Source organism: Arthrobacter sp. QXT-31 (assembly GCF_001969265.1).
In the GTDB taxonomy this organism is placed as follows: Bacteria; Actinomycetota; Actinomycetes; order Actinomycetales; family Micrococcaceae; genus Arthrobacter.
This window is the reverse complement of sequence record NZ_CP019304.1, coordinates 3,280,172-3,304,222: the sequence shown is the minus strand read 5'-3', so window position 1 is coordinate 3,304,222 and position 24,051 is coordinate 3,280,172. Positions and strand designations below refer to the sequence as shown.

Sequence of the window (24,051 nt, the reverse complement as noted above, 5' to 3'; positions counted from 1 at the left end):
TCACTCCTTCCGCAGCATCGCTTCCATCTCGTCGATCAGCCCGTCCACTCCCGGTGAAGCCTTGATGGCAGCCCCGATCCGCTGGCTCCCGGCCCGGTACCGGCCGTCACCCAGGATCTTCCGCACGGCTTCGCGGATCGCCTCCGGCTTGGGCCGTCCCGTTTTGAGGTTAAGTCCGACGCCGGCCCAGGCCACCCGGGCAGCCCCCTCCGGTTTGTCCTCGGTGTCCCCGGCGACCACGATGGGCACGCCGTTTTCCATGGCGTAGTGGAGGCCGCCGTAGCCGCCGTTCGTGACGTAAACGGCGACCTTCGGCATGAGCTCCGCGTCCGGCAGGAACTCCGCGGCGCAGGCATTGGCCGGAAGCGGCGGAAGCGCTGACAGCGGACGGCGTCCGGTGCTGACCACGACGGTGACGTCCTCCCCCGCAAGGCCCTCCAGTGCAGGGCCCACCAGGGCGGTGAAGTCCTCGTTGGAGACGGTCCCCTGCGTCACGTAGACCACCGGGCGGGAGCCGTCCAGTTCACCCCACCAGTCCGGCTTCGGGGTCACCGATGCCGAGGCGGCATGCCGGGCCATGGGTCCGAAGAAGCGGAGGGTGTCCGGGGCATCCGAGCGCGGGTACTCAAACTCCTCCACGGTGAACTGGGCATAGAGGTCGGCGTTGCGTGCCCAGTCGAGGAAGAAGTCGCCGTTCAGGCCCACCCCGCCCAGCTCGCGCATCCGCCGGTCCACCTGCCGCTGCGTGTCCTTGAGCGCGACGTTGGCCACGAGCCAGTTCAGCGTCCTGTTCCGCAGGCGGGAAACTGGCCCGGTTCCGGGCGGCAGCCCGAGTCCGAAGGGTGCGCAGTCCGGGCTGGACAGGGTCAGGGGGAGGATGCCGCAGGCGATGACCGGAGGTCGGCTGTCCCGGGGCTGACGGGTGAGGATGGAGGCCGCCATGAAGCTGATCTCCGCGAGGACGGCGTCCGTGTGCTCGGCGGCAATGGCGGCGGTGAGCGGCACGTACTGGCCCTCGGCCGGGTCGATGATGAGCATCTTCACGCCGTCGCGGATCGCCTGCAGCCCGGTCGCATTGCTGTTTTGCGGCTGCCCGTCCGCGCCCGGCCCCAGAGCCAGGAACTCGGCGCCGCTGGCCTTGACCGCGTCCTCGTATTTGGGGCCGGTCAGGAACCTCACCTTGTGTCCGCGGTCCATCAGCTGCCGGGCCACTCCGAGCATGGGCGATACGTGGCCGTCGTGCGGCCCGCTGCAAACGATGACTGAAGCCATGGGTGGAGCTTAGGGCCTGCAACCCTTCAGGAACAGAGGTGGGACTCCTGCGCCCTGCGGCGCAAGATGCGGCCAGCGCTCCCGCAGCTATGATCGCCTCCAGCCCGACGCTCCCTCAGCTTTAGCCGCCTCCAGCCCGACGCTCCCTCACGTGCAGCTGCGAGCATTTGGTCGCGGGCGATAGGAAGTGAGGAAGCGTTGGCGTGCAGGCGACAGGAGGTGAGGAAGCACCTAGGACCCTTGACGGATATACCCCCAGGGGGTATCTTGATCGTGTTGTCAGTGAAGTGGTATGTCCAGGGGATTACCTCCCCGTCACAGCCGTTCAACCCCAGCGCAACCATCCGTCACAGTGGAATGGAGCTGACAAATCATGAAAGACCACACCGCGCACGTCGCACCGCACGAGGCAACAGCCGAACACGCGGAGCACAGCGCAACCGCCGCCCCGACACCTGCCCAGGCCGCCGGCGTCGGACACGGTTCACACACGGAACAGGGTCCGCGTACGGGACACAACGCCCACGACGACGACCACGTGGTCCACACCCACGGCCAGCACGCCGGACACAGCACGGCGATGTTCAAGAACAGGTTCTGGCTGACCCTGGCACTGTCCGTTCCCGTGGTCTATTTCAGCCCGATGTTCGCCCACCTGCTGGGCTACATGCCGCCCGAGTTCCCCGGATCCGCCTGGATCCCGCCGGTCCTGGGCACCGTCATCTACCTCTACGGCGGCCAGCCCTTCCTCCGGGGCGGCGTGCATGAGCTGAAGGCCCGCCGCCCGGGCATGATGCTGCTGATCGGCATGGCCATCAGCGTCGCGTTCGTTGCCTCATGGGTGACCAGCCTGGGCATCGGCGGCTTCGATCTCGACTTCTGGTGGGAGCTCGCCCTGCTGGTGGCCATCATGCTCCTGGGCCACTGGATCGAGATGCGCGCCCTCGGATCAGCACAGGGAGCGCTTGACGCCCTGGCCGCGCTGCTGCCGGACGAGGCCGAGCGCATTACCGACGCCGGCACCGAAACCGTCAGCGTCTCCGAACTCCGGGCCGGGGACCTGGTGCTGGTCCGCTCCGGGGCGCGGATGCCCGCCGACGGCACGGTGACCGAGGGGCGCGCCGAGTTCGACGAGTCGATGATCACCGGCGAATCCAAGACGGTGCCCCGCTCCCCCGGGGATACCGTCGTTGCCGGCACGGTTGCCACCGACAACTCGGTCCGGGTACGCATCACCGCCGTCGGGGACGATACCGCCCTGGCCGGCATCCAGCGCCTCGTGGCCGAGGCCCAGGCTTCATCGTCCCGGGCCCAGGCCCTCGCGGACCGGGCTGCTGCCTTCCTCTTCTACTTCGCCGCCGGCGCCGGCGTCATCAGCTTCATCGTCTGGACCCTGCTGGGCAGCGTTCCTGAGGCCGTCACCCGCACTGTCACCGTCCTGGTCATCGCCTGCCCGCACGCCCTGGGCCTGGCCATCCCGCTGGTCATCGCCATCTCCACCGAGCAGGCCGCCCGTGCCGGCGTGCTGATCAAGAACCGTATGGCGCTGGAGCGGATGCGGACCGTCGACGTCGTTCTCTTCGACAAGACCGGCACGCTCACCAAGGGCGAGCCGGAAGTCCGGGATGTTGCAGCGGCCGACGGCGTGGGCCGGGTTGAGCTGCTGGCGCTGGCTGCCGCTGTGGAAGCGGACAGCGAACATCCTGTGGCGCGCGCGATCGTGCGGGCGGCCCGGGACCAGGGCCTTTCCGTTCCTTCCGCCACGGGATTCAGTTCGATGACGGGCCGGGGCGTGAGTGCCCAAGTGGACGGCCGGAGGGTGCAGGTGGGCGGCCCTTCCCTGCTGCGGGAACTCGCGGTCACCGAACCCGCGGAGCTCGCGGCAACCACCGGAGCCTGGATGGACCGCGGCGCGGCCGTGCTGCACGTCCTGGCCGACGGACAGGTGCTGGGCGCCGTCAGCCTCGAAGACGCCGTCCGTACTGAATCGCGGCAGGCCGTCGCGGCCCTGCAGGACCGGGGCATCAAGGTGGCCATGATCACCGGCGACGCCCGGCAGGTGGCCCAGGCCGTGGCGGGCGAGCTGAACATCGACGAGGTCTTCGCCGAGGTCCTGCCCGCGGACAAGGACAAGAAGGTCACTGAACTGCAGAACCGCGGCCTGAAGGTGGCGATGGTCGGTGACGGCGTCAACGACTCACCCGCCCTGGCCCGGGCTGAAGTGGGCATCGCGATCGGTGCCGGGACCGACGTCGCCATGGAATCCGCTGGCGTGGTGCTGGCCGGCAACGACCCCCGGGCCGTGCTGTCCATGGTGGACCTGTCCCGCGCAAGCTACCGGAAGATGTGGCAGAACCTGGTCTGGGCGACGGGCTACAACGTCATCTCTGTCCCTTTGGCGGCGGGCGTGCTCGCCTTCGCCGGCATCATGCTCTCCCCCGCGGCCGGTGCCGTGCTCATGTCGGTGTCCACCATCGTCGTCGCACTTAACGCCCAGCTGCTGCGCCGGGTGAAACTGAACCCGGCCCAGGTTCGTTGACCCCTGGGATTAAACGTCAGCTACCCGGCGGCCTTCGCCGGGTAGCCTTAAGGGACATACCTGCTACCGGACTTTTCCGGCACGGAAGGAGGAACCGTCGTGACTGCAGCCCGCAGCCTCGCCTCAGTGTTCCTGCACCGTGCCGGGATGTTCTCCCTGGTGTTAGCCCTGATCGCCGGCATTTTCGGCATGCACGTGATGACTGGCCACCACAGCATGCACTCGGTGAGTGCGGTGACGGGCACCGAATCCTTGGGGCAGTCCGGCCACCTGCACCACGCGCATGCGGCAGGCGAAGCCGCCGCTGTCACCGCAGGTGCTGCTGACGCGGGTCAAGAAATTCCCGCTGCCGCCGGATGCCCGGACGGGGACTGCAGCGGTGCACAGGCGATGACCGTCTCCTGCATCCCGGCGGGCAAGACAGGCTCATTGGCCGCGCCGCTGCCTGGAACGGCCGTGTTTGCCGCAGCGCTTGTCCGGGCCGGCCCAGTCGGACAGGTGAGCGCACGCAGCGCCCATAAGCCGGCCACGCCCACGCCTTGCGACCTGTCCATCAGCCGGACGTAAAACAGGACCCGCCGGGAAGCATCCCGGCGCAAGCACCACAAGCGCGGCACGTGCCGCGCCTTCACGCGCTGACTGAAGCGCGCCAACCCCTCTCCGGCGCCCGGCGCCGATAGAACGCTTGAAGGACCTGATCTAAATGAACAAGAAATTTCTGACCCTTTCCACGGCAGCCTTCGCGGCGGCGATCGCCCTGGCCGGCTGCGGCGGCGGATCCGGCAGCGGCACCGCCACCACCGGTACGGACACCTCCACGCCGGCCACCACATCCGCAACTGCGCCGACTGGCGCTGCAACCGTCGCCGCGGAACACAACGCGGCGGACACGATGTTCGCGCAGATGATGATCCCCCACCACGCCCAGGCCGTGAAGATGAGCGACATGATGCTCGCTAAGAAGGATATTCCGGCGAACGTCACGGCCCTGGCGGAGAAGATCAAGGCCGCGCAGGCCCCGGAGATTGAAATGATGACCGGCTGGCTCAAGAGCTGGAACGAACCCACTGCAGCGCCCGGCGGACACGGCATGTCCACCCACGGCTCGGGCTCGTCCACTCACGGCTCTGGCTCGGGCTCGGGCATGGGCTCCGGCATGGGGTCCGGGATGATGAGCGACGACGACATGAAGAAACTCGACGCCGCACAGGGCACGGAAGCCGCGAAGCTGTTCCTGACCCAGATGACCGTCCACCACCAGGGCGCCATCATGATGGCCAAGACCGAGGAAAGCACCGGACAGAACCCCGACGCCGTTGCCCTGGCGAAGGCCATCATCACCGCCCAGGAGAAGGAAATCCAGGAGATGAAGGACCTGCTGGCCACTCTCTGACCGGCCTTCGGGCGGGCCGGATGCCGGCTCACCATACCTCGCCCCTGCCGGCACCGGCGGTCAAGTGCCGCCGGTGCCGGGTCCGTCCACATCACTTTTTGGAGCATCACCTTGCCTTTTCCCCCCACCGACCGGGCCCGTCGGGTGCCCGCCCTGGCCGCCGTCGTCCTCTTCACGCTTTCGGTTTCGGCCTGTGCCGCCCCGGAGCCGGCCGCCACAAGTCCGGCGGGTGCCGCCACGCACAGCCAGGGCCCGGCCCTCCCCAGCGCGCACATCCACGGCCTGGCCGTTGACCCGGATACCGGACAGGTGCTCCTGGCCACCCACGACGGCCTGTTCGACGCCACGAAGCGGCCCGCCGCCAAAATCGGCGGGACCAACGACCTCATGGGTTTCACTCCCGGGAAAGAGCAGGGCGTGTTCTACGCTTCCGGCCATCCCGGCGAGGGTTCCAGCCTGCCCAATCCGCTGGGACTCATCCGGTCACGGGACGGCGGGAAAACGTGGGAGCTGCTCTCCCGCCAGGGAGAGTCCGACTTCCATGCCCTCACCAGCACCAAATCCGGGATCGTCGCCTATGACGGCACCCTGCGTGTCAGCCCGGACGGCAAGGCATGGACGAGCGTGAAGGCGGCGTTCGCTCCCGCAGTCCTGGCAGGGCATCCGGACAGTGACACCGTCCTCGCCACCACCGGCGACGGCCTTCAGCGTTCAATCGACGGCGGCGCCACATGGACGCTGAACAGCGCCGCACCGGTGATCCAGTTTGCCGGGTTCGCGAGCCCCGGCGAGGCCGCCGGCGTAGAACCGGACGGCACCGTCCACGTCTCGGCCGACGGCGGAGCCACCTGGACCAGGACAGGCCGCGTTGACGGCGGGGTCCAGGCCATGTCCGTCGTGAAGGGCCAGAAGTGGAAGCCCTGGATCTGGGCCGCCACGGACAGCGGCATCGTTGTTTCCACGGACGGTGGGGCCACGTTCCGGCCCGCGGACGCGGACTGACGCCGCGCCTGAGCCTTCCGTTCCAACCGAAGATCCCGCCCAACCGAGGAAGGGCAGACAGCAGGAACCTGGCGGGTCTATGGTGGCGTCATCAATGGCAGGCACGGCCACCACCGACAGGAGCAGATCATGACGCACCACATCACCGCGATGCTCAATGCCCACCCCGGAGGCACCGGTTCGGAGGACAAGGAGAAGCTAGCAGCGTGCATTGCCGCCTGCTTCCAGTGCGCCCAGGCCTGTACCGCCTGCGCCGATTCCTGCCTGGCCGAGGAAACGGTGGCTGACCTGACCCGGTGCATCCGCACCGACCTGGACTGCGCCGGCATCTGCGCCGCGACCGGTGCCATAGTCACCCGTCAGACCGGCGACAGCTCCGCGATCGTCCGGTCCATGCTCGAGGCCTGCCGTACCGCCTGCGCCGTTTGCGCTGCCGAATGCGAAAAGCACGCACACATGCACGAACACTGCAGGATCTGCGCCGAAGCCAGCCGGCGCTGTGAAGACGCCTGCACCGCGCTACTGGAGTCACTCAGCTAGGCGTCCTACTTGAGGACCCGCCTCAGTCCTCGAAGTGGGCCGCCGCCACCGGTGCGCCGGAAACCCCCGCGACAATCTCCTCGGCGAGGGCATGCAGCTTCTGGTTCCGTGTGCTGGAGCCGCGCCGCAGGATCTCAAAGGCCTGGTCGTGGGAGCAGCGGTTCTGGGCCATGATGATGCCGCAGGCCAGGTCGATCGCGGTCCGGCTTTCCATGGCTGCCCTGAGGTTTTCGGCGAGCTGGTCGGCGGCGGCGATCCGCAGCGCCAGATGCAGTGCCTGCCCGGCCACGACGGCGAAGACCTCGGCGTCGGCAATGGCGTCCTCCGTGAACAGGCCGCTGGCCGGGGCGAAAAAGTTCAGGACCGCGGACGCGTCCGGCCCCAGTGTGAGCGGGATGCCCAGAACGCTCCGGCACCCGGCCGCCTCGAGGCTCTCGCGGTACTGCGGCCAGCGCGGATCGGTGGCGACATCAGCGACGAGCACCGGGGCACCCGTCCGAAGCGCGTCCTCGCAGGGTCCCTGGCCCAGGTGCTGTTCGATCTCGTCCAGCATGACTGCCTCATTACTGCTGCCCGCAATCGACGCCCTGCGCTTGCGCCGGTTCAGCGTCACGGCGCATTCAATCCGGTGGCCTGTGGAACGCGTCATCATGGCGGCAGCGAAACCAGTCATCCCGTCGAGGAAGCCCCTGATGTCCGCGGTATTGGTGATCAGGGCATGCAGCTGCTCGAAATCGTCCGACTGATCGGCAGTACTCATGACCTCCAAGTTAGGAGCAGCGGGACACTCGGACAAGACCGTCCTTCAGCCCATTATCTGTGCCAAAACTTCAGGCGCATCGGCGGGCGCGGACAACAACGTCGTGCAGATTCACCTCGCGCCCGCCGTTGCCCAGGGTCCTGTTCACCTCGTCGGCGGTGACCACGTCCCAGACGGCGGGGTCGAGTCGGGCCGTGATGGCTGCGGCGGTGGCGGTCGCCTTGGCCGGGGGATGGTCCTGGTGGCCGCGTTCGTCGTCATGGCTGTGCCCGTGGCCCTGATCTTGCCACTGGTCGCGGTGGCCGACGATGAGCAGAGTGCCGCCGGGCGCGACCCACGAGGCGATGCGGTCGTAGAAGTCGAGCTGGGGCATCGTGGGGTGGGCATAGTGCGTGGTCACGAGGTCGAAGGTGCGGCCCGGATCCCAGGTCTCCAGGTCGGCTTCGGTCCACTGCACGCGTCCGCTGACCTCCGGACTTTCCGTGGCGGACGCATGGGCGCTGGCCCGGTTCAGGGCTGCGGCAGAGATGTCCGCCGCGGTCACCTGCCAGCCCCGGGACGCCAGCCAGACTGCCTCGGCGCCGGTGCCGCATCCGGCATCGAGCGCGGAGCCTGCGGCGAGCCCACCGACCTCACGGAGCAGATGGGGGTTCACCGCGTTCCGGGCCTCGAAGCCTGGACCCTCCTGCCAGTGCTGCTCCCAGTAGTCCTTGTCGAACGAGTGCGTAGGCGTGTGGTCATGGTCGGGTGCCGGGGAACCAACCTTGGTGACGTGCCCTGCGACGGCCCGGTCGGCGTCGTCCGTGACCATAAGGGCATTGATGTGCTGGGCAGCCCGGGCACCGGCCGCAGCGGCGGCGCCCACCTGGGCGCTCAGGTCGGAGGAGTTGCCGGCCGCCCAGACACCCGGCACCGAGGTGGCGCCGAACTCGTCGGTCTCGATGAACGCGCCGGCCGGGTGCACGGTGGCCTGGATCCCGATGCCGGCGAACAGTTCGGAGCGCGCCACCATCCGCGGCCCCACTACGACCACCTCGACGTCGACAACTGTCCCGTCAGCCAGGAGAACGCCCGTGATCTGGTCGTCGTTAACCTCGACGGCGGCGACGCGGCCGGTGATGACCGCGATTCCCAGGGCGTCGAACCTGGCCCGATCACCGGCGTCGAGCCCGTGGTCCTGGGCAAAGAAGGTGACCTGGTCACTGAGCTGCCGGAACATGAGTGCCTGGTGGACCGACATGGGCCCGGACGCGATCACGCCGATCCGGCGGTCCCGGACCTCCCAGCCATGGCAGTACGGGCAGTGCAGGACGTCCCGGCCCCACCGCTCGCGCACCCCGGGGATGTCCGGCAGCTCGTCGACCAGGCCAGTGGCGATCAGCAGCCGGTGCCCCTGGAGCACGTCGCCGCTGCGCAGAGTCACCGTGAACCCGTGCGGTGCGTGCGAAACGTCGGTGACCTCCCCGTCCACGATCCCGGCGCCGTAGCAGCGGGCCTCCTCCCGGCCGCGGGACAGCAGCTCGAGCGGGCTCATCCCGTCACGGCCCAGCAGTCCGTGGACACCGTCGGCGGGGGCGTTGCGCGGCGACCCCGCGTCCACCACCACCACGCTCCGCCGCGACCGGGCGAGCATCATGGCCACACTCAGCCCCGCCGCACCGCCGCCCACGACTATCACGTCCTGCATCTCTTTGACTTGGCTGTTCATCAGTCCTCCACGTTGTCCGCTCCTGCGTCTTATTGACAATGATTCCCAGGAAGGGCGAAGATCGGCAAAGATATTTGCCAAACGGAAAAGAACACCTGATGGACGACTCCATCGACCGGACGCTCGATGCCCTCGGCCCGCGCCTGAAGCGCCTGCGCCAGCGCCGCGACCTTTCGCTCACCGACCTTGCCAGCGAGACGGGGATTTCGGTCAGCACCCTGTCCAGGCTCGAGTCCGGGCTGCGGCGGCCGACCCTGGAACAGTTGCTCCCCCTGGCGCGCGCCCACGGCCTGACCATCGACGAGCTTGTGGACGCTCCGCCCACCGGGAACCCGCGGATCAACCTGCGCCCCATCCCGTCCGGCGACGGCTCGGTGATTCTCCCCCTGACCCGCCGCCCCGGTGGCATCCAGGCCTACAAAATCGTCAAGCCCGCCGGCGACGACAACGCTGAACCCGAGCTTCGGACGCACGAGGGGTATGACTGGGTGTACGTCCTCAACGGAACGCTCCGGCTGGTCCTCGCCGAGCACGACCTGCTGCTCAAGGCGGGCGAAGCCGCGGAATTCGACACACGGACCCCGCACTGGTTCGGTGCCACCAGCGACGGCCCGGTGGAGTTCCTCAGCCTGTTCGGCCGGCAGGGCGAGCGGGCCCACCTCCGGGCCGCCCCGCGCGACCCGAAGGCGAGTGCCGCTGACGACTGACTGGAAACCTCTGTGGTGCTTGGAGTTTTTGTCCAGCTGTCACGACTTCGGGGGCGTTTATCCCCCATTATCTGAACAAAAACTCCTAAACGTTGGGCGGCGTACGACGACGGCCGGCCACCCTGGGGGAAGGTGACCGGCCGCCGTCGTCCGCTTCCGGCCGCCCTGTACGGCGCCCGGAAGGTGCCAGGTAAAGCTAGGACAGGCCCGTCTGGGTGACCTGGTTCAGGTTGAAGCCGACGCTGCCGAAGTTGTAGGACTTGCCGACGTCGGAGCGGCCCGTGGTGGAGGACAGGAACTCGAACGTGATGGTGGCGGTGACCGTCGCGGAGGTCTTCAGCGGGTTACTCACGGGAGTGCTGCCGATGGTCAGGGCAGGGGCGGTGACAACAACATTCGCGGGAGTGAAGCCGTTCTCCGCGCCGGTGCCGGCGGCGGTGATGGTGGCTGCCATCTTGTCACCGGTCAGGGTGACGGTCAGGTTCTGGGTGTAGGTGAGCTTGTCGCCGGGGACAACCTTGTAGGTGTTGATGTTGATCGTGTTGTTGGCCCGGTCCTTCCAGACGCCGGCGGCTGCGGCGACGTTCAGGTCACCGGCGACGATGGTGCCCGGGGCGCCGGTATCGGAGGCGTTCCAGGAGGCCAGGGTTCCGCCGCCGCCCAGCAGAAGCGCCGCACCAACGGTAATGGCGGCGGTTCCCTTGATCAGTGCGCTGTTCTTCATGATGAGACCCTTCAAATCTTGTGAGCAGATGTTCTGGGAAGAACATTGCAGGGGCAAACTCAGGTATCTATGCCGCAAAAGGTCAAGAATCAGTCAAGAAAAACAGCCTGCTGATGAGTGGTATCTTGAGTCACCGCCCCGTTCGGGTGGTGACTCCAATTTGGCACCTGCCGCGTGCACCGATGCGCGCTGCGGACACCCGTGCAACAGGAAGCTGGGGCTTGTATGCGCTTTTTGAAGAATCTTCGCGTGCCGAAGAAACTGCGCTGTTTGAAGAAACTGCGCGCCGGAAGCGGTGCGCTGGCCGTTGCCGCAATGCTGGCCGTGACAACAGCGGGTCCGGCCGGTGCGGTCACCGGTGACTACGTCAAGGACAACGAGCATCCGTTCGTTGGCCTCATTGTGTTCTACGGCCCCGGCGGCGGGTTCCACCACCGGTGCTCAGGCTCCCTGCTCACGCCCACGGTGCTCCTCACAGCCGGGCACTGCACCGCCGGTGCGTCCTCGGCCCGGGTGTACTTCCAGCAGGATGCCGGCGTGGACTGGAGCCCGGAAACCGGGACTGATCCGGACACCGGCTATCCGGGCAGCTGCGCGGAGGGAACGCTGGGAACCCAGTGCGCCACCTCCTCGGAAATGTACAACTACGGCTACACCAGCATGGCCGCGGTCCCCGAAACCAAGGACGCCGGCCTGGTGATCCTGGACCAGCCGATCGTGCTCGACGAGTACGCCCGGCTCGCCGCACCGGGGACCCTGGACGCGCTGGCCACCAAGCGCGGGCAGCAGGACACAACCTTCACTTCCAGCGGCTACGGCATTTCCGCGGCCGGTCCGGGCGGCGAGACCTCCTTCCGGGAACGGCTCATGGCGCAGTCCCGGCTGACCAACCTGACCAGTGCCAGCACCGACGGCTACAACATCCAGACCAACGGCAACGGCAACGGCCTCGGCGGCACCTGCACCGCTGACTCCGGCGGCCCGCTGTTCTACGGCACCGCCGAGTCCAACACCATCACCGGCATCACGTCGTTCACCCACAACCGGTACTGCAACGGAACGAACTTCTCCTACCGCACGGACCGGCAGGACGTGATCGACTGGATCGCGGCCACCACCGGAAGCGAGTTCGCCCAGATCGCCTTCGCCCCCGCCGCCGGCTGACCCTTCCCGGGCAGAACCGCGCGGACCCGCCCCGTTCAGGGGACAAACTTCACCACCCGCCGTCGGACGCGTTCGACGGCGGGTGCCCGCCCGCCGTCGACCGTTCACCTTTACAGCAGCGCCCGGCTTCCGGCCCTTACGCCAGGAACTCCGAGGCCACCTTTGCCGCCACGGTGCGCACCGCATAAACCGGCGCAAAGACCGGGCGCTTCGGCAGCAGGGGCGCAGGCGCCGGGTGCTCGACGCCCGGGAGGGCGAGGCGCTGCAGGGCAATCCGCTGCCATGCCCACGGCAGGAAGTAGTTCCGTGCCCACGCCAGATCCCCCGCCCGGGCGTCGCGCCAGTTGCTGTTGGGCAGGGCCTTCGGCACCAGCGGCTGCAGCGAGTGCTGCACCTGGAGGGTGTCCAGCACCTGCATGGCGATGGTGTGGTGGCCCAGCGGCGAGAAGTGCAGCCGGTCCGGGTCCCACATCCGCGGATCCCTGAGTTGCCGCAGGGTCCAGAGGTCCACCAGCAGGCAGTCGTGCGCGGCGGCCACGATCCGGATGTTCTCGTTGAAGATTGCCACCCTGGAACGGCTCCGTCCCAGGAACGGCGTGTGCCGCCAGTCCGGGCCGGCGAACAGCATGATCGTGGCGCCGGTTGCACTGAGCCGTTCCACGCCGGCCTCGAGTTTGGCGGCCAGCTTGTCCGGATCGGTCCGGTGGAACACCATGTCGTTCCCGCCGGCCGACAGCGTGATCAGGTCCGGCTTCAGCTCCAGCGCTGGCTCCGTCTGCTGATCAAGAATCTGTCCCAGAAGCAGGCCGCGAATGGCCAGGTTGGCGTAGGCAAAGTCTTTCCGCTCTGCGCTGAGCTCCTCTGCCACGCGGTCCGCCCAGCCCCGGAGCCCTCCGGCGCAGCGTTCCTCGGGGTCGCCGACACCCTCGGTAAACGAATCTCCCATTGCCACATAGCGGCTCCAAGGGTGTGAAGCCGTTGCGTCCGCAGCGGAGTTTCGGGGTCCAAAGTGGCCGATGTTTTTCATCGCCTCGTCCTCTCCCTTGCGCCCCGGCGCTGTACGCCTGCGGCGTTATCCAAGGAACGTTCGAAGCCTCCGCGAAATTCCTCAAAAGTGCCTCGACTTGTGAATTTTTTCCCGGCCCGCCCCCGGCGCGAACGTACAGTTGTGGCCCCGTTTCCGTGCGGAAATGGGGCCACAAGTGTCCGTTCGCGCTCCCTGGGCTCTCAGTAGAAGGAGATGAGCTCCACAAGTTCGCCGACGCGGTCCTCCGGGTAGTTCCGGGCGATGTCCGCCTGGGTGAGGATGCCGATCAGGTCGTGGCCGTCGATAACCGGCAGCCGGCGGACCTGGTGTTCTTCCATGGTCCTGATCGCTTCCTCGATGGAATCGTCGGCACCGATGGTCACCGGCTTGCCTTGGCCGAAATCGCCGGCCTTGGCCGTGCGGGGGTCGCCGCCTTCCGCGAAGCACTTGATGACGATGTCGCGGTCGGTGAGCATGCCTTTCAGCTTGTTGTCCTCCCCGCAGATTGGCAGGGCACCTACGTCCAGTTCCTTCATCTTCCGCGCGGCTGCTTCCAGCGTTTCGTTTGCACCGATGCATTCAACGCCGCCGGTCATGATTTCGCGTGCTGTGGTCATGGCGCTCTCTCCTCATTGAGTGGATAGGCTCTTGGGCCGCGCCGGTGGTGCCGGTGCCTTCGATTGCGCACCAGACGCATCAACGGTCACGCGTTAACGCTAAGTATGCTGACCGTTGCTGTCCAGACGTGAAAGGTTGGCGGGCTCCCGGGCTGTCCATTGACGGTTCCGTTCCCGTGCCTGACACTAAGGCGATGAACGGCACTGATGAAGAGAAACAGTCGACCATCAACCAGGTCGTTGAACGGCTGGCCGGGCGCTTCCCGGATGCCGACCGTGGACGTATCGCGGGGATAGTGTCCGAAGAGTATGACGCCCTTGACTCCGGCCGGATCAGAGCGTTCATCCCCACCCTGGTGGAAAAGGGCGCGAAGGCCCGGCTCCGCAACGAATTGGCACCCGAGGTCACCTGACATTTACGCGCCGGCCCCCGGTTCTCACGCGGTGGCCCCTTAAGGCCGTTCCACTGCCGCGCCCCAAAGGTTTTCCCAAGGTTGTCCGGCAAGAATTTTTCTTGCCGGACACTCGTATGCCGCGCGAAACCCGGCATGGCACCGGGAACGGCGGGCCCTCCCCGGACCCGGTGCCTTCACTACCGCAGCGCGATGCCCGTGTGGCTCTCCAACGCCCCGAGCAGTTGCGCCTGGAACGCTGCGTCTTTTACGGCGGGATGGGGCTCCCGGCGCTGGTGATGGAACCAATATCCTCCGGACCCGTGGTCCCCACCCGAGCGCGTGGCGAGCCACACCTGCGTGACATGCCCCAGCTCCAGGTCATCAGGTGCGGCAGGTCCGCCCATGCGGGTGGGCACCCAGCCCGGATCCACTGCATTGACTTCAGTTTCCGGCCAGCGGTCGGCCAACGCCGCTGCAAGCGCCGTGACATACAGCTTGCTGTCGGAGTAGGCCGCAGGCCTCGTCGCAGCATTCGTCCAGTCGATTCCGCGGAGGTCCGGCGTGCCGTACCGGTGCATGCCGCTGCTGATGTAGATGAGGCGGCGCGGCCGGGACATGAGCGCAGTCAGGACGTACGGCGCCACAGTGTTCACCGTAAAGATCTCGTGGCCGCTGTACACGCCCGCGTTATGGATGACGGCATCGAACGGGCCGTATCTGGCGGCCTGTTCTGCCACCTGCACCGTCTCATTGGGGTCGGCCAGATTCCCGACGACGGTCCCCGCGGCCTGCTCCCGCACCTCGCCGGCGTCCGCGAGCCGGGACTCATTCCTGGCATGCAGCACCACGTCATGGCCCTGCCGAATCAGTGCCGAGGCGGCGTTCAGCCCGAGCCCGCCGGCAGAACCGGTGATGAAAATTCTCGCCAATCTGTGCTCCGTTCCGCGCTTGCCGCGTATCAGACTGCCTGATCAACAGTAAAGCCGGCATCCCTCGTTTGGGTGGTATTGGCAGGGACTCCCTCGGCTGTTAAGAGAGGCCCTACGGTGAAGATGTGAACGGGTCCCGGCCATGAGCCGGCCGGAAATTCCCGCGGCAGGGCGGGAAGAGATTCGGGGGTCCTGTAGTTACCCCTTACGGCAGGGCCTGCCTCTCGCCACCGCGAGTGGGTGAAGTTTTCACCTGCGGCCCGTTCCACCCGCACCGATACACAGGAGAACCATGCCTACCGTCAACGCTTACGCCGCGCCGTCCGCTACCGAGGATCTCATCCCCACCACCATTGAACGCCGCGACGTCGGCCCGCGCGACGTCCTCATCGAAATCAAGTACGCCGGCATCTGCCACTCCGACATCCACACCGTCCGCGGCGACTGGGGCCCGCAGCAGTACCCGCTTGCCCCCGGCCACGAGATCGCCGGCATCGTCACCGAGGTGGGTTCCGAGGTGACCCGCCACAAGGTCGGCGACCGGGTCGGCGTCGGCTGCATGGTCAACTCCTGCAAGGAGTGCGCCAACTGCCTGGCCGGCGAGGAGCAGTACTGCCTCAAGGGCAACGTCGGCACCTACGGCGCCGTTGACCGCGACGGCACCATCACGCAGGGCGGCTACTCCACGCACGTGGTGGTGGTCGAGGACTTCGTCGTCACCATCCCGGACGGCATCGAACTCGACGTCGCCGCTCCCCTGCTATGCGCGGGCATCACCACGTACTCCCCGCTGCGCCACTGGGGCGCCGGCCCGGGCAAGAAGGTCGCCGTCGTCGGCCTCGGCGGACTCGGCCACATGGCCGTCAAGCTCGCCCACGCCATGGGCGCCGAGGTGACCGTGCTGTCCCAGTCGCTCAAGAAGCAGGAGGACGGCCTCCGCCTCGGCGCGGACCACTACTACGCCACCAGCGACCCCGGCACGTTCGAAGCCCTCGCCGGCAGCTTCGACCTGATCATCAACACGGTCAGCGCCTCGATCGACATCAGCTCCTACCTGCAGCTGCTGTCCCTCGACGGCACGCTGGTCAACGTCGGCGCCCCCGCCGAGCCGCTCCCGGTCAACGCGTTCGCACTCATCGGCGGACGCCGCGCCTTCGCCGGTTCCATGATCGGCGGCATCCGCGAAACCCAGGAGATGCTCAACTTCTGCGCCGAGCACGGCCTCGGCGCAGAGATCGAGGTCATCCCGGCGGACAAGATCAATGAAGCCTACGAACGCGTCCTCGCCTCGGACGTGCGCTACCGCTTCGTGATCGACACCGCCACGCTCTAAGGCAATAAGCGCCCGACGGCGGGCCGGTCACCTAAGGGGGCCGGCCCGCCGTCGTACGGAAATTGCCTTTATCAGCAGCCGGATCCGCAGGGCCTGGGGGGAATGCTGACGGATCCGGCCGCACTGTCCCGGCACGGGATAGACGCGATCCCGCCGGGGCTTTCCCATACTGGCGGAACGGACTTGGAGAAAACCGGATCCCAACGCCGCACGCGCCCCAGACCACCCGTTTTGGGGGTATACAAGCGCTCACTCCCACTTTTCTTACGGCTGGCGGAGGACGATAATTAAATCGACCACCGGGGCTGGGCCGGCGGCGGTGTCGCCTGTCTGAGACCAGGGCGACCCCCCCAGCCGCCGCCGTCCCTTAAATTCCCAACTGACTCGCAGTTGTTGCCGTTTTCAGCCTTCAAAACGACAACTACTGCGAGTCAGTTGGGTTAATTCGGGAAGCTCAGGCGTGCGTGGGCTCCTCGACCAGCGCTGTGGCGATGCTGTCGGCGTCCTCCAACGCGGCGAGGTAGCGTTCCGCGTCCAGGGCGGCGGCGCAGCCGGTGCCGGCGGCGGTGATTGCCTGGCGGTAGCGGTGGTCCACGGCGTCGCCGCACGCGAACACGCCGCTCAGGTTGGTGCACGTGGTGGGCGACTCCACCTTGATGTAGCCCTCGGCATCGAGCTCCACCTGGCCCGCCACCAGCTCTGTCCGGGGCACATGCCCGATCGCCACGAACAGCCCCGTCGCGGGCTGCTGCCGGGTTTCGCCCGTCCGGGTGTCGGTCAGGGTGACGCCGCTGACCTTGCCGTTGCCGTGGATCGCCGTGACGGCCGAATTCCACGCGAACGTGATCTTCGGATTGTCCTTGGCCCGCTGCGCCATGATCCGCGAGGCGCGCAGCTCGCCCTTGCGGACGACGACGGTCACGGACTTTCCGAAGCGGGTCAGGAAGGTGGCCTCCTCCATCGCGGAATCGCCGCCGCCCACCACGATGATGTCGTGGTCGCGGAAGAAGAACCCGTCGCAGGTGGCGCACCACGAGACCCCGTGGCCGCTGAACTGCTTCTCCTCGGCCAGCCCCAATTCCTTGTACGCCGAACCGGTGGCCAGAATGACGGCGGGCGCCTCGTACATCTCGCCGCCCCCGGTGACCACACGCTTGAGGTGGCCTTTGAGCTGAACGGAAGTGGCGTCGTCGAACACCACCTGCGCGCCGAACTTCTCCGCCTGCTGCTGCAGGCCGTCCATCAGCTCCGGCCCCTGGACGCCCTCCGGGAAACCGGGGAAGTTCTCCACCTCGGTGGTGGTCATCAGCGCGCCGCCGGCCGTGACCGCACCGGCCAGGACCAGCGGCCTGAGGCCAGCCCGGGCGGCATAGATCGCGGCCGTGTAGCCGGCGGGCCCGGAGCCGATGATGATCAGCTGCTCGGCGCTGACCTTCGCTCTACTGGCGTCCCCTGCGGCGGCATCCTCGGGCTTGGCGGTCTTGGTCACGGCTGGCTCCTTCTCTTCGGACTCATTCAGGCAAACTGCTACTGGGCATCGGCGTGGCGGCCGGGCAGCAGCTCGGTGACCAGCGCCTCCACGCGGGTCCGGATCTCGTCGCGGATGGGGCGGACGGATTCAATGCCCTTACCTGCGGGGTCTGCGAGCTCCCAGTCCTCGTAGCGCTTGCCGGGGAACACCGGACACTCGTCGCCGCAGCCCATGGTGATCACGACGTCGGCCTCCTTGAGGGCTCCAGTGGTGAGGACCTTCGGCACCTCCGCGGAAATATCGACGCCGACCTCGGCCATGGCATCGACGGCCGACGGGTTCACCTCGAACGCGGGCTCCGAGCCGGCAGAACGCACCTCAATTGCCCCGCGGGACAAGCTGGTGAGGAAACCGGCGGCCATCTGCGACCGGCCGGCATTGTGCACGCAGACGAACAGGACTGTGGGCTTCTTCGCTGGATCCTCGGTCATGGCTGTCTCCTGAAGTTGGTGCGTACTCAAGTGCAACAAGAGCGGCCAGTTCAATCAAGAGCCCGAGGGGAAAGGGCGCATGGGAATGCAGTGAATTTTGTGGGACGATGCGGCATGAACAGCGGTGCGGGTGGCCATGTGGTTCTGCTCGGAGACTCAATCTTTGACAACAAGGCGTACGTCGACGGCGGCCCCGACGTCGTTGAGCAGCTGCGCGGTGAACTCCCGTCCGGCTGGAAGGCAACGCTGCTGGCCCTTGACGGGGACGTGATCGCCGGAGTCCACCGGCAGCTGCTCGCCCTTCCCGACGACGCCACCCACCTGGTGGTCAGCGCCGGCGGCAACGATGCGCTCGGCTTCGCCCACCTGCTCGAAGCGCCCGCACGCTCGGTGGCCGAGGCCCTGGAGCTGTTCGCCGATGCTCAGGAGCGGTTCGGCGCCGACTACGAACTGATGGCAGGCGCGCTTGCGGCATCCGGCCTGCCGGGAACGGTGTGCACCATCTATGACACGCCCTCCGCCGGCCCCCTTTACCGGCTGATCAGGACCGCCCTCACGGTGTTCAATGACCGCGTGACCAGGGCGGCGTTTACCCGGGGCCTCAGCCTGATCGACCTCCGGATCATCTGCACCCACGACGGCGACTACGCCAACCCGATTGAACCCTCCGTGCAGGGCGGGGCCAAGATTGCCAAGGCGATCGGCGCGCTGCTGGACCCGAACCGCCGGGCGCCGCGGTCAACGGTCATCGGCGGCTGACACCCCCAGCAGATTCACCGGGGCGGGGCTGTGGAGCCGCGGACCACCAGCCGGGGCGTGACGCACCTGTCCGCAATGGGGGCGCCGGGATTGCTCAGCCGCTCCAGCGCGACGCCGCCGGCAATTTTTCCCAGCTCCACCGCGTGCATGTCCACGGACGTCAGGTCGATCCCGTGCAGCCGGGCAGTCCGCGAATCGTCGTAGCCCACGAGCGAGAGGTCGCCGGGAACCGTCAGCCCCATCCCGTACGCAGCTTCGCGGACACCCAGGGCGAACTGGTCGTTGTGGGTAAAGACGGCCGTCGGGCGGCCGGGTCCGCCAAGCAGCTCCGCCGCCGCACGTTCCCCGGCCTCCTGGGTGAAATCGCCAGCCACGACGGTCCGCGGGCTCAGGCCGGCGTCCCGCATCACTTGCTCGTAGGTCTCCTGGCGGACGGTGTGGCCGTCAAAGGGCGGTCCGGCCAGATGGGCAATCCGCGTATGCCCGAGGCCCAGCAGGTGCTCGACGGCGGCCCGCGCCCCTGCGCGGTCGTCGGGGTACACGCTGTCCACCCCCTCCACCCGGCGGGTGACACTGACCACCGGAACCGTCTGCGCCAGTTCCCGTACCCTTTCGTCAGTCTCGAGCAGCGTCGCCGCGATGATGATCCCCACCCGCGCCTCGATCAGCGAGTCGACCGCGCCCTGGTCCTCGCCGCCGATCGAGCGGGCGACACTCAAGATGAGCCGGTTGCGCGCCTGCGGCAACGCCAGCCGCACACCGTTGAGGACGTCCGAGAAGACCTCGTTCCGCAGGTCCAGGAGATAAAGTCCGACGGCGGTCCGGGACTTGCTTGCCAGGGCGGCGGCTGCCGCGTTGTGCCGGTATCCCAGACGTTTCGCGGCATCGAAAATGGCCTGTTTCGTCTCGTCGCTGACCCCCGCGGCGCCGCGGAAGGCGAAGGACACGAGGGTGCGGGAGACGCCGACTTCGCGCGCAACATCAGCCTGGGTGGCCGGACGGTGCTGCCGCTCAAGAGTCATACCGTCATCCTCCCACGGCGGGAAACACCGGAAATTAAAATCATTTGTAAGTTTGACCTTACATTTAAGCCTTTCGCGCGTTAGTCTGGTCTGTGACGACGGGCACACGACCCGCAAAACTGAGACAAGGAAGTCCTGATGTCTGCAACCCAAGCCCAGCGCGACGGCGCATCCAGTCCCTCACTTCCCCCGCTGACCAACGGCCCGCACCGCAAGCGCCTCGGCATGGTCGCCACGATCGCAACCTTCGGCGGCCTGCTGTTCGGCTACGACACCGGAGTCATTAACGGCGCGCTCCGGCCCATGACGGCCGATCTTGGCCTGACCCCCATCACCGAGGGCATCGTCACCAGCTCCCTGCTGTTCGGCGCCGCCGCGGGCGCGGTGGGCGGCGGCCGGCTCTCCGACACCTGGGGCCGCCGGAAAACCATCATCCTGCTGGCTGTCCTGTTCCTCGTCGGAGCCCTCGCCTGCGTCTTCGCGCCCAACTTCGAAGTGATGGTCATCGGCCGCGTCATCCTCGGCCTCGCCGTGGGCGGCGCCTCCTCCGTGGTCCCCGTGTACCTCGCCGAACTGGCCCCTTACGAAATCCGCGGCTCGCTGGCCGGCCGCAACGAACTGATGATCGTCATCGGCCAGCTCGCGGCATTTGTCATCAACGCCATCATCGGCAACGTCTGGGGCGAGTTCGGCGGCGTCTGGCGCATCATGCTAGCCGTGGCCGCGGTACCGGCGGTCGCCCTGTTCGTCGGCATGCTCCGGATGCCCGAATCCCCGCGCTGGCTGATCTCCCGGGGCCGCAACCAGGACGCACTGGCCGTACTGAAGACCATCCGCTCAGCCGACCGCGCCGAGGCGGAAATGGCCGACGTCAAGCACCTCGCTGACGAGGAAAAGGAAATGAACCTCTCCGGCTGGGGCGCGCTGAAGAACAAGTGGATCCTGCGCATCCTGCTCGTCGGCATCGGCCTGGGCGTGGCGCAGCAGCTGACCGGCATCAACTCGATCATGTACTACGGCCAGTCGGTGCTGGTTGAGGCCGGCTTCGACTCCGGTGCCGCCCTCATTGCCAATATCGCCCCGGGCGTCATCGCCGTCGTCGGCGGTGTCATCGCCCTAAGCATGATGCAGCGGGTCAACCGCCGCACCACCCTGCTCGTCGGCTTCACGCTGACCACCATCTGCCACTTCCTCATCGGCATCGCCTCCATCGCGCTGCCCGTCGGCAATTCAGCGCGGCCTTTCGTGATCCTCTTCCTGGTGGTGGCCTTCGTCGGCTCCATGCAGACCTTCCTGAACATCGCCGTCTGGGTGATGCTCTCGGAGATCTTCCCGCTGCACATCCGCGGCTTCGCGATCGGCGTCTCCATCTTCTGCCTCTGGATCGCCAACGCCTTCCTGGGCCTGTTCTTCCCGTCCCTGGTGGCGGCGGTCGGCATCACCGGAACGTTCTTCATGTTCGGTGTGGTGGGCATCCTGGCCCTCATCTTCATCTACACCCAGGTGCCGGAAACCCGCGGCCGGACGCTCGAAGCCCTCGAGGAGGACGTCACCACCGGCGCCATCTACCTGGTGCACAAGACCCCTGCGCCCGCGGCGCACTAGCCACTGTCGCACCAGCCCCCTGTTGCCCGCCCCGTGTTGCCCCGCCCCGTCCGCCGGATTCACCCGAAGCCGGCGGACGGGGCTTCGGCGTTCCCAATGACTTAGCCGGCCGGCTGGAAGAGTTCGACGACGTTGCCGGCCGGATCCTCCAGCAGGATCTGCTGGCCGCCCGGCCCCTTGACGATGTCGTTCCGGAACGGCACTCCCGCGGCGCGCAGCCTGTCCACCTCGGCGGCGATGTCAGTCACGATGAGATGGATGCGGTTCCATCCGCCCGGTGCCGGGACCGCGCCGTCGGGCATTGGCCTGCCCGCCGAACTGGTGGGCCCGCTCAACAAGAGCCGCAACTGCCCGCGCGCGACGTCGGCAAAGGCCGGTGCGGCGTTCATTCTTACGGTGAAGCCGAGGTGCTTCGTGTAGAAGCCGACGGCGGCATCGACGTCGTCCACCATGTACCGGACACTGACCAGGTCTTTGACGTTTGCCAGATCCTCGGGGTTGCTGGACATTTCCCTTTCTCCTTAAGTTGGGAGTCGCCTCTATACGGAAGCCTCATCAGATGGAAACCCCGTCGGGTGAAAGCCCGGATCAGACGTGCTGGTCCACGATGACGGGGTTGCCGTCGGGGTCCACAAGGATGAAGCTGGCAGGCCCCGTACCGTCCCCGGTTTCAGCGATGAAGGGAACACCCAGTTCCTTCAGCTGGCGCTGGAGATCGCGCACATCGGTGAACGACTCCAGCTGCTGCGCGTCCTGGTTCCATCCGGGGTTGAAGGTCAGGGAGTTCTTCTCAAACATTCCCTGGAAGAGCCCGATCACCGTCTGCCCGTTCCGGAGGATCAGCCAGTGCTGGTCGGCGTCGCCCCCGGATTTGGTGAATCCCAGCTTCTCGTAAAACGCCGCCGATGCCGCGATGTCCTTGACTGCCAGGCTGAGTGAGAAAGCGCCGAGTTGCATGAGCTGCTCCAGTCTCCGGAACGTTCCGGGCCACGTACTTTTTCCGATGGTACTCGCGGCACGGCCGAAGGGCTGGGTGTGGGCGGCACAACACTTGTCCGACACAACACTTGTTCAACACCAAAGTTGCTAAAACGCGTCCGTGTGGTCGAGTTCCGGCAGGACAACCAGGGGGTCTCCGGCAAAGTGCAGCCTGCGGGAAGACTGCCCGTCAATCCAGGTGAAAACAACGGAGCCGCCAAACGGCACGCTGCCGGCGGCGCCGGAGCGGACAGGGCTGCCCGGGTTCCGGGTCTCCATCTCCGGCCCCGGGGCCAGTGTCCCCCACGCTGCCGGCAGGTCGGCGTCGTGATCGTTGCCAGTGTTCGCATCCATCCATCTATGGAACCAGCTGCAGGTGAACAGGCTGTGAACGTGGCCCGGGCAACACGCCGCCTCAGTTCACACCCTGCGGACCCCCCGTTCCCCCGTGGGGCCCAAGGAACCCCAAAGTTCTTCCAAGGATGAACGCCGATACTTTATCCAGGGCCGGCGGCGGTGGCCCTTGGTCCACCCTCCGGGACCTGGCTGCCTAACCCAGTCCGCCGCCGGCCCCAAACGATGCTGCTCCCCCGGCTGCCAGCCGCGTATGCTGTACAAGCGAGCTACTGGCGGGTAAATTCAATACAGGCCTCTGCGATCTTCCTGCAGCGACCCCTTCAGGTGTTGTGCACCGCCCGGAGGTAACGCCGCTGTAGCCTCACGGTGGCCATTCCGCACCCCAGAGGAAAGAGCCTGCCATGGCCACCTCGCATTTCCAGCAGTTCCTTCACGACGCCACCTCCCCCGCTCACGAAACTGACAGCCCGCTGGGGCCGGACTGCCTTTACGGGCTGTATACGAGCTGGTGCCTGCTCCAGGGGCTGACGCCCAAAACCGACTCGTCCTTCCGGGCCGGCATGCGCCGCTGCCGCATCAACCTCCGCGGCACCAAGCGGCGGATGAAAGGGCGCGCCGCGGCCGACTACATTCTTGCCAGCCATCCTTACGCCGGCTGACCATGTCGCTCAGTTCCCCCGACTTCCGTTCCGACGGCGCCGGCGAAGCACGGGTCCGGCCCGTGATGTGCAGCCGCTGCGGCACCGATTACCACCTCACCGTCAGATCGGTGACGGACATCCGGGACTGTCCGCCCGACGTCGTCATGGTTGCCTACACCTGCAGCCGCTGCCGGCTCTTCAGTGAACATCCTGCCCAGGTCGCCGACCTGTCCGCGGTTTTGGGGCGCCGGAAACAATCAGGGGACGTCCTGATCTTCGGCGGGCATTACATGCACTGCGGACAACCGATGGCCAAGGCAGGATCGGAGCTCCGCCGGCTGTCCGCACCGCTGTCCACGGAAGGCGCAGCGGAGGACAATCTTGATGTTTACCTGGCCACCCGTGTCCTCAGATGCGTGTGCGGCTTCCAGATGGAACTGCCCGAATGACGGGAATCGTACATTTGAAGTACAAACTTACGCCCGGGTAACTTTGTGCGGGGCCCCATCCTATTCCCCCATGCGGATGGTCGTCCCCGGGAAGCCCCGCACCGCCTTCACAATGGTGCGGGGCTTTTTCGCGCCCCGGCCCCTCCCGTCTTGAGGTTCCCGCCTTAC

At 67.0% G+C, this 24,051-nt stretch carries 26 protein-coding genes; 13 read left to right on the top strand and 13 right to left on the bottom strand.

Features of this window, described 5'->3' with window-relative positions; all coding sequences use genetic code 11:
- Nucleotides 1-1,272, bottom strand: a complete 1,272-nt coding sequence (locus BWQ92_RS15000; protein ID WP_076800738.1) for a glycosyltransferase — start codon at nt 1,270-1,272, stop codon at nt 1-3.
- A 373-nt stretch (nt 1,273-1,645) separates the two neighbouring features.
- Between BWQ92_RS15000 and BWQ92_RS14995 the strand changes: the two genes are divergently transcribed.
- The 5 genes from BWQ92_RS14995 (at nt 1,646) to BWQ92_RS14975 (ending at nt 6,746) form a co-directional block, all read left to right on the top strand.
- Nucleotides 1,646-3,811: a copper-translocating P-type ATPase gene (locus BWQ92_RS14995; RefSeq protein ID WP_076800736.1), complete on the top strand. Its 2,166-nt coding sequence runs from the start codon at nt 1,646-1,648 to the stop codon at nt 3,809-3,811.
- 99 nt (nt 3,812-3,910) lie between these two features.
- Nucleotides 3,911-4,378: a hypothetical protein gene (locus tag BWQ92_RS14990; RefSeq protein ID WP_076800733.1), complete on the top strand. Its 468-nt coding sequence runs from the start codon at nt 3,911-3,913 to the stop codon at nt 4,376-4,378.
- Nucleotides 4,379-4,514: 136 nt separating this feature from the next.
- Entirely contained in the window at nt 4,515-5,204 is a 690-nt protein-coding gene (locus BWQ92_RS14985) for a DUF305 domain-containing protein (protein WP_076800731.1), read from the top strand.
- Nucleotides 5,205-5,315: 111 nt separating this feature from the next.
- On the top strand, nt 5,316-6,206 hold the full coding sequence (locus tag BWQ92_RS14980; RefSeq protein ID WP_083706322.1) for a F510_1955 family glycosylhydrolase: 891 nt from the start codon (nt 5,316-5,318) through the stop codon (nt 6,204-6,206).
- 129 nt (nt 6,207-6,335) lie between these two features.
- Complete coding sequence (locus tag BWQ92_RS14975) at nt 6,336-6,746, top strand: four-helix bundle copper-binding protein (RefSeq protein ID WP_076800729.1); 411 nt, start codon at nt 6,336-6,338, stop codon at nt 6,744-6,746.
- A gap of 22 nt (nt 6,747-6,768) precedes the next feature.
- On the opposite strand, the gene BWQ92_RS14970 is transcribed toward BWQ92_RS14975, so the two are convergent.
- Nucleotides 6,769-7,506 (bottom strand): GAF and ANTAR domain-containing protein, encoded by a 738-nt coding sequence (locus BWQ92_RS14970; protein WP_076803744.1) that lies wholly within the window; start codon nt 7,504-7,506, stop codon nt 6,769-6,771.
- Between the two features lie 70 nt (nt 7,507-7,576).
- Entirely contained in the window at nt 7,577-9,214 is a 1,638-nt protein-coding gene (locus BWQ92_RS24590) for a bifunctional NAD(P)/FAD-dependent oxidoreductase/class I SAM-dependent methyltransferase (RefSeq protein WP_076800727.1), read from the bottom strand.
- A 98-nt stretch (nt 9,215-9,312) separates the two neighbouring features.
- Between BWQ92_RS24590 and BWQ92_RS14960 the strand changes: the two genes are divergently transcribed.
- Complete coding sequence (locus BWQ92_RS14960; RefSeq protein WP_076800725.1) at nt 9,313-9,921, top strand: helix-turn-helix domain-containing protein; 609 nt, start codon at nt 9,313-9,315, stop codon at nt 9,919-9,921.
- Between the two features lie 196 nt (nt 9,922-10,117).
- On the opposite strand, the gene BWQ92_RS14955 is transcribed toward BWQ92_RS14960, so the two are convergent.
- Nucleotides 10,118-10,645 carry an alternate-type signal peptide domain-containing protein gene (locus tag BWQ92_RS14955; RefSeq protein ID WP_076800723.1) on the bottom strand — a complete coding sequence of 176 codons (528 nt, stop codon included), beginning with the start codon at nt 10,643-10,645 and terminating at the stop codon, nt 10,118-10,120.
- 249 nt (nt 10,646-10,894) lie between these two features.
- On the opposite strand from BWQ92_RS14955, the gene BWQ92_RS14950 reads away from it, so the two are divergent.
- A complete protein-coding gene (locus BWQ92_RS14950; RefSeq protein ID WP_172804290.1) occupies nt 10,895-11,809 on the top strand; it encodes a trypsin-like serine protease in 915 nt (304 codons plus the stop codon).
- A gap of 136 nt (nt 11,810-11,945) precedes the next feature.
- Here the strand turns inward: BWQ92_RS14950 and BWQ92_RS14945 are convergent, their stop codons facing one another.
- Together BWQ92_RS14945 and BWQ92_RS14940 are read right to left on the bottom strand one after the other, a co-directional pair.
- On the bottom strand, nt 11,946-12,755 hold the full coding sequence (locus BWQ92_RS14945; protein WP_087874738.1) for an SGNH/GDSL hydrolase family protein: 810 nt from the start codon (nt 12,753-12,755) through the stop codon (nt 11,946-11,948).
- A gap of 281 nt (nt 12,756-13,036) precedes the next feature.
- Nucleotides 13,037-13,453 (bottom strand): CBS domain-containing protein, encoded by a 417-nt coding sequence (locus BWQ92_RS14940; protein ID WP_076800719.1) that lies wholly within the window; start codon nt 13,451-13,453, stop codon nt 13,037-13,039.
- Between the two features lie 194 nt (nt 13,454-13,647).
- Between BWQ92_RS14940 and BWQ92_RS14935 the strand changes: the two genes are divergently transcribed.
- Entirely contained in the window at nt 13,648-13,866 is a 219-nt protein-coding gene (locus BWQ92_RS14935; protein WP_076800717.1) for a three-helix bundle dimerization domain-containing protein, read from the top strand.
- 179 nt (nt 13,867-14,045) lie between these two features.
- On the opposite strand, the gene BWQ92_RS14930 is transcribed toward BWQ92_RS14935, so the two are convergent.
- A complete protein-coding gene (locus tag BWQ92_RS14930) occupies nt 14,046-14,777 on the bottom strand; it encodes an SDR family NAD(P)-dependent oxidoreductase (RefSeq protein WP_076800715.1) in 732 nt (243 codons plus the stop codon).
- Nucleotides 14,778-15,069: 292 nt separating this feature from the next.
- On the opposite strand from BWQ92_RS14930, the gene BWQ92_RS14925 reads away from it, so the two are divergent.
- Nucleotides 15,070-16,110 carry an NAD(P)-dependent alcohol dehydrogenase gene (locus tag BWQ92_RS14925; protein WP_076800713.1) on the top strand — a complete coding sequence of 347 codons (1,041 nt, stop codon included), beginning with the start codon at nt 15,070-15,072 and terminating at the stop codon, nt 16,108-16,110.
- Between the two features lie 454 nt (nt 16,111-16,564).
- Here BWQ92_RS14925 and trxB read toward each other — a convergent pair whose 3' ends face one another.
- Both trxB and BWQ92_RS14915 read right to left on the bottom strand, forming a co-directional pair.
- On the bottom strand, nt 16,565-17,599 hold the full coding sequence (gene trxB, locus BWQ92_RS14920; protein ID WP_442856728.1) for a thioredoxin-disulfide reductase: 1,035 nt from the start codon (nt 17,597-17,599) through the stop codon (nt 16,565-16,567).
- Between the two features lie 38 nt (nt 17,600-17,637).
- The gene (locus BWQ92_RS14915) at nt 17,638-18,072 is read right to left on the bottom strand and encodes an arsenate reductase ArsC (RefSeq protein WP_076800711.1); all 435 of its coding nucleotides are present in this window, start codon (nt 18,070-18,072) and stop codon (nt 17,638-17,640) included.
- Nucleotides 18,073-18,186: 114 nt separating this feature from the next.
- Between BWQ92_RS14915 and BWQ92_RS14910 the strand changes: the two genes are divergently transcribed.
- Nucleotides 18,187-18,831 (top strand): GDSL-type esterase/lipase family protein, encoded by a 645-nt coding sequence (locus tag BWQ92_RS14910; RefSeq protein ID WP_076800709.1) that lies wholly within the window; start codon nt 18,187-18,189, stop codon nt 18,829-18,831.
- 14 nt (nt 18,832-18,845) lie between these two features.
- Here the strand turns inward: BWQ92_RS14910 and BWQ92_RS14905 are convergent, their stop codons facing one another.
- Nucleotides 18,846-19,853, bottom strand: a complete 1,008-nt coding sequence (locus BWQ92_RS14905) for a LacI family DNA-binding transcriptional regulator (RefSeq protein WP_076800706.1) — start codon at nt 19,851-19,853, stop codon at nt 18,846-18,848.
- A 138-nt stretch (nt 19,854-19,991) separates the two neighbouring features.
- Here BWQ92_RS14905 and BWQ92_RS14900 point away from each other — a divergent pair, with 138 nt between their 5' ends.
- Complete coding sequence (locus tag BWQ92_RS14900; protein WP_076800704.1) at nt 19,992-21,458, top strand: sugar porter family MFS transporter; 1,467 nt, start codon at nt 19,992-19,994, stop codon at nt 21,456-21,458.
- Between the two features lie 101 nt (nt 21,459-21,559).
- Here BWQ92_RS14900 and BWQ92_RS14895 read toward each other — a convergent pair whose 3' ends face one another.
- The 3 genes from BWQ92_RS14895 to BWQ92_RS14885 all read right to left on the bottom strand — a co-directional run bounded on the left by BWQ92_RS14895 (nt 21,560) and on the right by BWQ92_RS14885 (nt 22,790).
- On the bottom strand, nt 21,560-21,967 hold the full coding sequence (locus tag BWQ92_RS14895) for a VOC family protein (RefSeq protein WP_076800702.1): 408 nt from the start codon (nt 21,965-21,967) through the stop codon (nt 21,560-21,562).
- A 79-nt stretch (nt 21,968-22,046) separates the two neighbouring features.
- Nucleotides 22,047-22,415: a VOC family protein gene (locus BWQ92_RS14890; protein WP_076800700.1), complete on the bottom strand. Its 369-nt coding sequence runs from the start codon at nt 22,413-22,415 to the stop codon at nt 22,047-22,049.
- A gap of 129 nt (nt 22,416-22,544) precedes the next feature.
- Nucleotides 22,545-22,790, bottom strand: a complete 246-nt coding sequence (locus BWQ92_RS14885; protein ID WP_076800698.1) for a hypothetical protein — start codon at nt 22,788-22,790, stop codon at nt 22,545-22,547.
- 404 nt (nt 22,791-23,194) lie between these two features.
- Between BWQ92_RS14885 and BWQ92_RS14880 the strand changes: the two genes are divergently transcribed.
- Together BWQ92_RS14880 and BWQ92_RS14875 are read left to right on the top strand one after the other, a co-directional pair.
- Entirely contained in the window at nt 23,195-23,452 is a 258-nt protein-coding gene (locus BWQ92_RS14880; protein ID WP_076800696.1) for a hypothetical protein, read from the top strand.
- Between the two features lie 2 nt (nt 23,453-23,454).
- Entirely contained in the window at nt 23,455-23,883 is a 429-nt protein-coding gene (locus BWQ92_RS14875) for a hypothetical protein (RefSeq protein WP_076800694.1), read from the top strand.
- The last annotated feature ends 168 nt before the right edge of the window (nt 23,884-24,051 follow it).